Source organism: Thiohalocapsa sp., assembly GCF_019695415.1.
Classification (GTDB): Bacteria; Pseudomonadota; Gammaproteobacteria; order Chromatiales; family Chromatiaceae; genus Thiohalocapsa.
The window spans coordinates 1-6637 of record NZ_JAIFKJ010000156.1; the positions used below are offsets into that span (position 1 = coordinate 1).

At 66.2% G+C, this 6637-nt stretch carries 8 protein-coding genes; 6 read left to right on the plus strand and 2 right to left on the minus strand.

What is annotated here, in order from left to right; translation table 11 throughout:
* The 3 genes from I6U14_RS04075 to istB all read left to right on the plus strand — a co-directional run.
* Positions 1-263 (plus strand): AAA domain-containing protein (locus tag I6U14_RS04075; RefSeq protein WP_296897073.1); only part of this gene is annotated, 263 nt, incomplete at its 5' end.
* A 162-nt stretch (positions 264-425) separates the two neighbouring features.
* Positions 426-1961 carry an IS21 family transposase gene (gene istA / locus I6U14_RS04080; protein ID WP_296897075.1) on the plus strand — a complete coding sequence of 512 codons (1536 nt, stop codon included), beginning with the start codon at positions 426-428 and terminating at the stop codon, positions 1959-1961.
* 14 nt (positions 1962-1975) lie between these two features.
* Complete coding sequence (gene istB, locus I6U14_RS04085) at positions 1976-2713, plus strand: IS21-like element helper ATPase IstB (protein ID WP_296897076.1); 738 nt, start codon at positions 1976-1978, stop codon at positions 2711-2713.
* A 482-nt stretch (positions 2714-3195) separates the two neighbouring features.
* Here istB and I6U14_RS04090 read toward each other — a convergent pair whose 3' ends face one another.
* Positions 3196-4365, minus strand: a complete 1170-nt coding sequence (locus I6U14_RS04090; protein ID WP_296897077.1) for a MerR family transcriptional regulator — start codon at positions 4363-4365, stop codon at positions 3196-3198.
* A gap of 143 nt (positions 4366-4508) precedes the next feature.
* Here I6U14_RS04090 and I6U14_RS04095 point away from each other — a divergent pair, with 143 nt between their 5' ends.
* Together I6U14_RS04095 and I6U14_RS04100 are read left to right on the plus strand one after the other, a co-directional pair.
* Entirely contained in the window at positions 4509-4790 is a 282-nt protein-coding gene (locus I6U14_RS04095; RefSeq protein ID WP_296897083.1) for a BRCT domain-containing protein, read from the plus strand.
* A gap of 115 nt (positions 4791-4905) precedes the next feature.
* Positions 4906-5151: a hypothetical protein gene (locus I6U14_RS04100; protein WP_296897078.1), complete on the plus strand. Its 246-nt coding sequence runs from the start codon at positions 4906-4908 to the stop codon at positions 5149-5151.
* Positions 5152-5603: 452 nt separating this feature from the next.
* Here the strand turns inward: I6U14_RS04100 and I6U14_RS04105 are convergent, their stop codons facing one another.
* The gene (locus I6U14_RS04105; protein ID WP_296897079.1) at positions 5604-5768 is read right to left on the minus strand and encodes a DUF1328 domain-containing protein; all 165 of its coding nucleotides are present in this window, start codon (positions 5766-5768) and stop codon (positions 5604-5606) included.
* A gap of 548 nt (positions 5769-6316) precedes the next feature.
* On the opposite strand from I6U14_RS04105, the gene I6U14_RS04110 reads away from it, so the two are divergent.
* Positions 6317-6565 carry a hypothetical protein gene (locus I6U14_RS04110; protein WP_296897081.1) on the plus strand — a complete coding sequence of 83 codons (249 nt, stop codon included), beginning with the start codon at positions 6317-6319 and terminating at the stop codon, positions 6563-6565.
* Positions 6566-6637 lie beyond the last annotated feature (72 nt).

Below are 6637 nucleotides of genomic sequence, written 5' to 3' on the forward strand. Positions count from 1 at the left end.
TCATTATCACGCCATACAACGCTCAGGTATTCGAAATCCAGCAGCGCCTTCACGCTGCGCGCGTCGGGACCGTGGATAAGTTCCAGGGCCAGGAGGCGCCGATCGCGATCTGCTCAATGGCCACTTCCAGCTACGCGGATGCCCCGCGCGGCATGGAGTTCCTCTACAGCGCAAACCGCTTCAACGTTGCCATATTGCGTATTCCGGCCCATCGTGACCACCCATTCCGCTCGAACGTGACCGCCGATTCCGGCGGAACGTGACCGCTGATTCCGTTTGATCGTGACCGATTTCGGGCGTGTTTCCGGAATCGCTGGTCACGTTGTCGGAATGGCCGGTCACGATCCCCGGAAAGTCTCGCAGCGCGCTGGATTTCTTCAACTTTTTTCGGCATCTGACCTGTTTTCGTTGACGCGGAGCAGACGATGCCGGGCAAGAGGAGTCCGATGCGCAAGATCACCGAAGTGTTACGGCTGAAGTTCGAGGCGAAGCTCAGTCACGCGACCATCGCCCGGGCGTTGGGATTATCGAAGGGGGCGGTCAACAAGTACGTCAGCCTGGCGCAGGCGCGGGGGCTGTCCTGGCCGCTGCCTGAGGAGCTGGACGAGGCGGGTCTGGAGGCGTTGTTGTACCCGCCGCGGGCGGCGTCGACACGCTACGTGGAGCCCGACCATGCGCGGCTGCACACGGAGCTGCGGCGCAAGGGGGTGACGCTGCAGCTGTTGTGGTCGGAGTACGCGGCAGCGGCAGGGGCGCAGGCGTACCGCTACAGTCAGTTCTGCGAGCGCTACCGCCAGTGGGTCAAGCGCCAGCGGCGCAGCCTGCGGCAAGTCCACCGCGCCGGGGAGAAGCTCTTTATCGACTACTGCGGGCCGACGGTGCCGGTGGTCGATGCCACCACGGGCGAGCTGCGCGACGCGCAGATCTTCGTCGCCGTGCTCGGGGCCTCCAACTACACCTATGCCGAGGCCACCTGGACGCAGTCGTTGCCCGACTGGATCGGCTCGCATCAGCGCGCACTCGGGTTCTTCGGCGGGGTGCCGGCGCTGCTGGTGCCGGACAACCTGCGCTCAGGCGTGACCAAGGCCGACCGCTACGCCCCCGAGCCGAACGCCACCTACCTGGAGCTGGCGCGCCACTACGGCACGGCCATCCTGCCGGCGCGCCCGTACAAGCCCAAGGATAAAGCGAAGGCCGAGGTGGCGGTGCAGGTGGTCGAGCGCTGGATCCTGGCGCGGCTGCGCCACCGGACCTTCTGCTCGCTCGCCGAGCTCAACGCCGCCATCGCCGAGCTGCTCATCACGCTCAACGAGCGGCCCTTCCAGAAGCTGCCCGGCTCGCGTCGCACGTGGTTCGAGCAGCTTGATCGCCCGGCGCTGAAAGCCCTGCCGGCGGCGCCCTATGAGTACGCCGAGTGGCGCCATGCCAAGGTCGGCATCGACTATCACATCGAGGTGGACAAGCGCTGCTACAGCGTCCCGCACCGCCTGGTCGGGGCGCGCGTGGACGTCCGTCTGAGCGCGACCACGGTCGAGGTGCTGCACCAGGGCAAGCGCGTCGCCACCCATCCGCGCCAAGGCCCGGGACGGTTCTCCACCCTGGATGCGCACATGCCCAAGGCGCATCAGGCGCATCGGCAATGGTCGCCGCAGCGCTTCCTCGACTGGGCGCAGGCGATCGGTACGGCCACGCGGGCCGTGGTCGCGCATCAGCTCACCGACCGCCCGCATCCCGAGCACGGCTATCGCGCCTGTCTGGGGCTGCTCAGCCATGCCCGCCGCCACGGTGAGGCGCGCCTGGAGGCCGCCTGTGCGCGGGCGCTGGCGATCGCCTCGCCGAGCTACCGCAGCGTCACCTCCATCCTGAGCCAAGGGCTCGATCAGCAGCCGCTCGCGGCCGACGAGGAACCAGCGACGCTGCCCAGCCATGCCAACGTGCGCGGCGCGCGCTACTACCACTGAGGAGCACCCGACCCATGCTGCAACAACCGACCCTGGAGCGCCTGCGGGCGCTGAAGCTCACCGGCATGGCCGAGGCGCTCGAGCAGCAGCTCGCCCAGCCGCAGACCCATGACCTGGCCTTCGAGGAGCGCCTGGCGCTGCTCATCGAGCGCGAGCACCTGCACCGCGACAATCGCCGTCTCACCCGGCTGCTCGGCGCGGCGAAGCTGCGTATGAACGCCTGTGTCGAGGACATCGACTACCGCCATCCGCGCGGGCTGCACCGCGCGCAGATGGCGGCCCTGGCCGGCTGTGACTGGATCCGCCGGGGCCAGAACCTCTGCCTCACCGGCCCCACCGGCTGCGGCAAGACCTGGCTCGCCTGCGCCCTCGGCAACCAGGCCTGCCGCCAAGGACTCTCGGTGCGCTACCTGCGCCTGCCGCGGCTGCTGGAGCAGCTGCGCATTGCCCATGGCGACGGCAGCTGGAGCCGGTTGCTGGGCCAGCTCGCACGCACCGATCTGGTGATCTTCGACGACTGGGGCCTGCACAAGCTCAACGCCGCCCAGCGCAACGACCTCATGGAGCTCATCGAGGATCGCCACGGGCGCCGCGCCACACTCATCGCCAGCCAACTGCCGGTGGACACCTGGCATGAGCTGATCGGCGAGGCCACGCTCGCCGACGCGATCCTCGACCGCCTGCTGCACAACGCCCATCGCCTGGCGCTCAGCGGTGAGTCGATGCGCCGCAGCGCCGCGACCACGCCCTGAGCGCCGCGCCGCCGGCACAGCCGGGGACGTGGTGGCCGAGGCCGTGCCAGCGGACTCCGTGTGGACAACGCGTGCATGCCGCAAGCGGCCGTGTGGACAAGCCGGGGACAACCCGCCACGGGCGGGTTGCCCCCACCTTGCCCACACTCATGCACCCGTTGCCCACACTGCGCCGCGCTACCCCCGGCGCAGACCGACAACGCCTGCGGCGCGACTGCTGCTGGCTTTTTCAACAGCGTGTCCCCAGCACCTCGTGCCAGGTTCCTCGCACCGGCCCCCGACCCAAAAACTTGACCGATCGTGACCACTGCATCGACACTCCAACGGCCAGCGCCGCCGCGAGTCCCAAGGCGGTCACGATCGCCGGAATGGGCGGTCACTTTCGTCGGAATACGCACGAGCTTCAAACGCCATGAGTACCTGCCCGTTGAAGGGTGTAGCACATGCTGTCCCGGTAGCTGACCCGTGCCGGGCGGCCGGGGTCAGCGGCGCTCCAGCACGAACATCTCGTAGCCGAACTGTTCGTTCCCTTCGTGGTACGCGCGCAGCTCCCGGCGCAGGTCTTCCAGCACCCGCGTGTTCTCGATAAGCCCTTCGAGGTCACGCAGCCTCGCCTCGAGGGGCTCATAGTAGGTGTCGAGTGCGGACCGCCCCATGTCAACGTGCGACAGGACCCGGTAGCCGGCCCGAGTTGCCTGCTCCAGTCGCCGCGACACCGTCGTCATCGCGGGATACTCCGAGGCCCAGAACCGCTGCACGTCCTCGCTCGGGTGATCCGTGCGCCAGACCATGTCGGAGAGCACCAGTGCACCGCCCCGGCGCAGCATCGGCCGCCAGGACTCGAGGGCGCGTTCCACGCCGATGATGTAGGCGCTCCCTTCTGCCCAGATCACGTCATAGGGCTGATCCGGCACCGGCAGGCGCGCCATGTCCAGGCAGCGTGCCTCGATGCGGTCGGCCAGACCTGCGGAGGCCGCACGAGTGCGCAGACGCGCGAGCGCGCCTGCATCCGTGTCGATCGCCGTGATCCGCGCACCGGTCTGCGCCGCCAGAACCAGGGTCGCCACGCCGTTCCCACATCCGATCTCAAGGATGCTCTCCGGCCGGAATGGCAAGGCCGCCAGCGCCTTCTCGGTCGTCTGTCGGGACCCGGGTCCCCAGTAGTCCAGCCCGGAAAAGATTTCGTTAAACGCCGCCATGTAGCGGTCGTGGTCGTTCATGTCTTTCGACAGCAAAGCGACGCGCGCCGCATCCTCGCTGGAGAACCCCTGTGTCATCAGCCAATCCCGGTGCAGATCGGGCGCGAGCCGCTCGACTTCCTCATGCCACGCCTTCAGGCTATTGCCGCCGAGAAGCGCAGTGAGCAGCTCCATCGAACGGGTTTTCGCCTCGATCTCGGCCTTGAGCGTCTCCAGGCGTCTGCCCAATTGATCCCGGTCGATCTTGCCATCGAGGCAGTCCTGGCATTCCTTCAGGCTCAGCCCGCCGGCCTGCAGTCGCTGCAGTAACAGCAGGCGCTGGCGATCGGCGTCGCAATAGACCCTGTAGCCGTTCGGCTGGCGCTGAGCTTTCAACAGACCGAGCTTCTCGTAGTAGAGCAGCGTCGAGCGAGACAGCCCCACGCTCCTCGCCAGCTCCGAAATGTTGAACATAGATGCCCTGCGGACCCTCGCAAAAACGTGGCGATCGATGCGATCGTAAACTGTGAAGTTGTGGACGGGTCAAGCAGTGGATCTGCCCACGCTTCGAAGAAAGGCCATGGCCGATGGGTCTCGCAAGGCGGGCCGGGGTGCTGATGCCCCGCTCCGGCTTCACCGCGCTGAACCGCGAGCGGGTCGAGCGCGGCGACGAGCCCTCTGCCCATCCTCGCCATGCGGAAGTTACCCCGCTGGCGGGCAAGACCTTCGTCTTCACCACCACCCTCGACGCCTATACCCGCGACGAAGCACAGGCTGCGGTGGAAGCGCGCGGCGGACGGGCGACATCCGACATCAGTGGCGAGATCGCGCCCGCCTCGTGCAGCACCGCCCACAGGATGCGTGCCGCATGCCCCTTCGAGAGCACGAAGCGGTCCTGATCTCGCCCAGGCGCTTGCTTGGCATCTCGGCTGCCCCACGGACGCTTGGGGTCCCAGCGCATCTCGTGGAGAACAGCGCCGCGACCAGATCCGCGCAGGACAGGCAGGATGTCGGATGACCCGAGCCGGCCTCAGTGGTCATGCGCAGCGCAGCGGCGCGGAGCCGCACCGCGACGGCGTCGAGCGGCCCCGCCGCTTCGACAGCCCTCAGCTGCCGCGCTCGCTCGGCGAGGCCACCCAACAGGCGCTCGTAGCGGCCATTGAACTTCTGCACGCCTTCGGCCACCAGCTCGTTGGCGACCGAGTCGAACGGGATGCCGAGCACGCCCTCCGCCTGCTCGATGATGTCTTCGGCTCCTGAAGCGCTGTCGGACAACTTGGCGGCGACACGACCGTGGTCGTCGGAAGTAAATAACGTACTCCACCCCCTCGGGCACCAAGGCTTCGTCGGCGGGGATCGAGCTCTAGCATTGGGCGCATTCAATAGGCTCCGGCGGGGTCGCCCGATGGGCATCCGCCGGCGCGGTCGGCGCGCCGGGCGCGCTGACCTGGCGATCTGGCCCTGGACCGCTGCGGCGCTCGTCTCGCTCTTTGCTCATCATGCGTGTCCGTGATGTGAAAGCCCTTGGCCTACCAGCCGGTCATACCGCGCTTGGGCAGCGGTGGGGTACTTGAACCGAAGGCTGGCGAAGAACCACCGTCGACCCGCCACTATCGCCATCACCACACCGCCGTAGCAGCCACCAGCGGGACTGCCGCCTACTGCTGCCCAACCCGCGCCGCTTGCGAAAGCGTCGATCTATTCGCGTATGCCTAACGAACAGGGCCGCGGCCACGGATAAAGAAGATTACCGCCAACACGATGCCGACCAAGAACAGGAGCCAGGCGATATTTGTGGCGGCGCCGGCGACACCGGAAAGCCCAAGCAGGCCCGCGATGATCGCCACGATAAGAAAAACCAATGCCCATTGAAACATAAGAAACCTCCGGCTTTGGCGGATGGACCGTTGAGACACCAACATTTTCGCTTCCCGCGCTGCTTTCGGCGGGACGGCCAGAAATCGGCGACCCCAGAGGGAAACGCCGACTTCTTGGCGTTTCCCGTATGGGCCAGGACGTCCAATTTTTTGCGCACGATGCCCAAAAAAATTGGTCTCTCCACAGATCGATTTGCAATCCGCACGCCATGCGTTGCGATCAATCTCCTGCAGGCACTATCGAGCTCACGATAAGCGCCTTCACCAGCGCGCAACGCGGCTCAGTCCCGCAAGTCTGCTCTGATGGATCCGGGCGCTATCGATGAAAAACGGGGGATTTGCCCCGCCTGGCGGTTTCTATCCCCCACCTTCTAAGGCCAAACGACGACGGCGATGCAGTGCGTGGCCGAATTGTGTTGTTGACCCAGGGAGTTATGGAGACTGGCCGGATGCTTGCAGCGAATGTCATGGCATCGAGCGAACTCGCGGCGGGCGAATGCCCACAAGCGAATGCCGATAAGCTGTAACAGCGACCGAGGAGCACACGCATGAACAAAATCTACATCGCGCTCGCAAGCATTGGGCTGGCTGGCGCAGTACTCTGGGGCTGCGACAATCAGTCGCAGGACATGAGCGACGAGGACGTGGGCGAAGCGGTCAGCGAAGCAGTGGAGGAAACCCGCGAGGCCGCAGACGTCGCGGCACAAAAGGCAGCCGAAGCAACTGATCAGGCGGTTGACCAGGCCCAGGAGGCGATTGAGCAGACCGGCGACCGAATTGAATCGGCGACCGACTGATGTATCTGTGTACCTGGCGTCTTTGAAGCCAAAGGCCCATCACTGCCACCCAAAGGCGCCTCCGGGCAGTGA

Coding starts and splice junctions, on each gene's coding strand:
- istA (WP_296897075.1), top strand. CDS start 426: ATGCCGGGCAAGAGGAGTCCGATGCGCAAGATCACCGAAGTGTTACGG.
- istB (WP_296897076.1), top strand. CDS start 1,976: ATGCTGCAACAACCGACCCTGGAGCGCCTGCGGGCGCTGAAGCTCACC.
- I6U14_RS04090 (WP_296897077.1), bottom strand. CDS start 4,365: ATGTTCAACATTTCGGAGCTGGCGAGGAGCGTGGGGCTGTCTCGCTCG.
- I6U14_RS04095 (WP_296897083.1), top strand. CDS start 4,509: ATGCCCCGCTCCGGCTTCACCGCGCTGAACCGCGAGCGGGTCGAGCGC.
- I6U14_RS04100 (WP_296897078.1), top strand. CDS start 4,906: ATGACCCGAGCCGGCCTCAGTGGTCATGCGCAGCGCAGCGGCGCGGAG.
- I6U14_RS04105 (WP_296897079.1), bottom strand. CDS start 5,768: ATGTTTCAATGGGCATTGGTTTTTCTTATCGTGGCGATCATCGCGGGC.
- I6U14_RS04110 (WP_296897081.1), top strand. CDS start 6,317: ATGAACAAAATCTACATCGCGCTCGCAAGCATTGGGCTGGCTGGCGCA.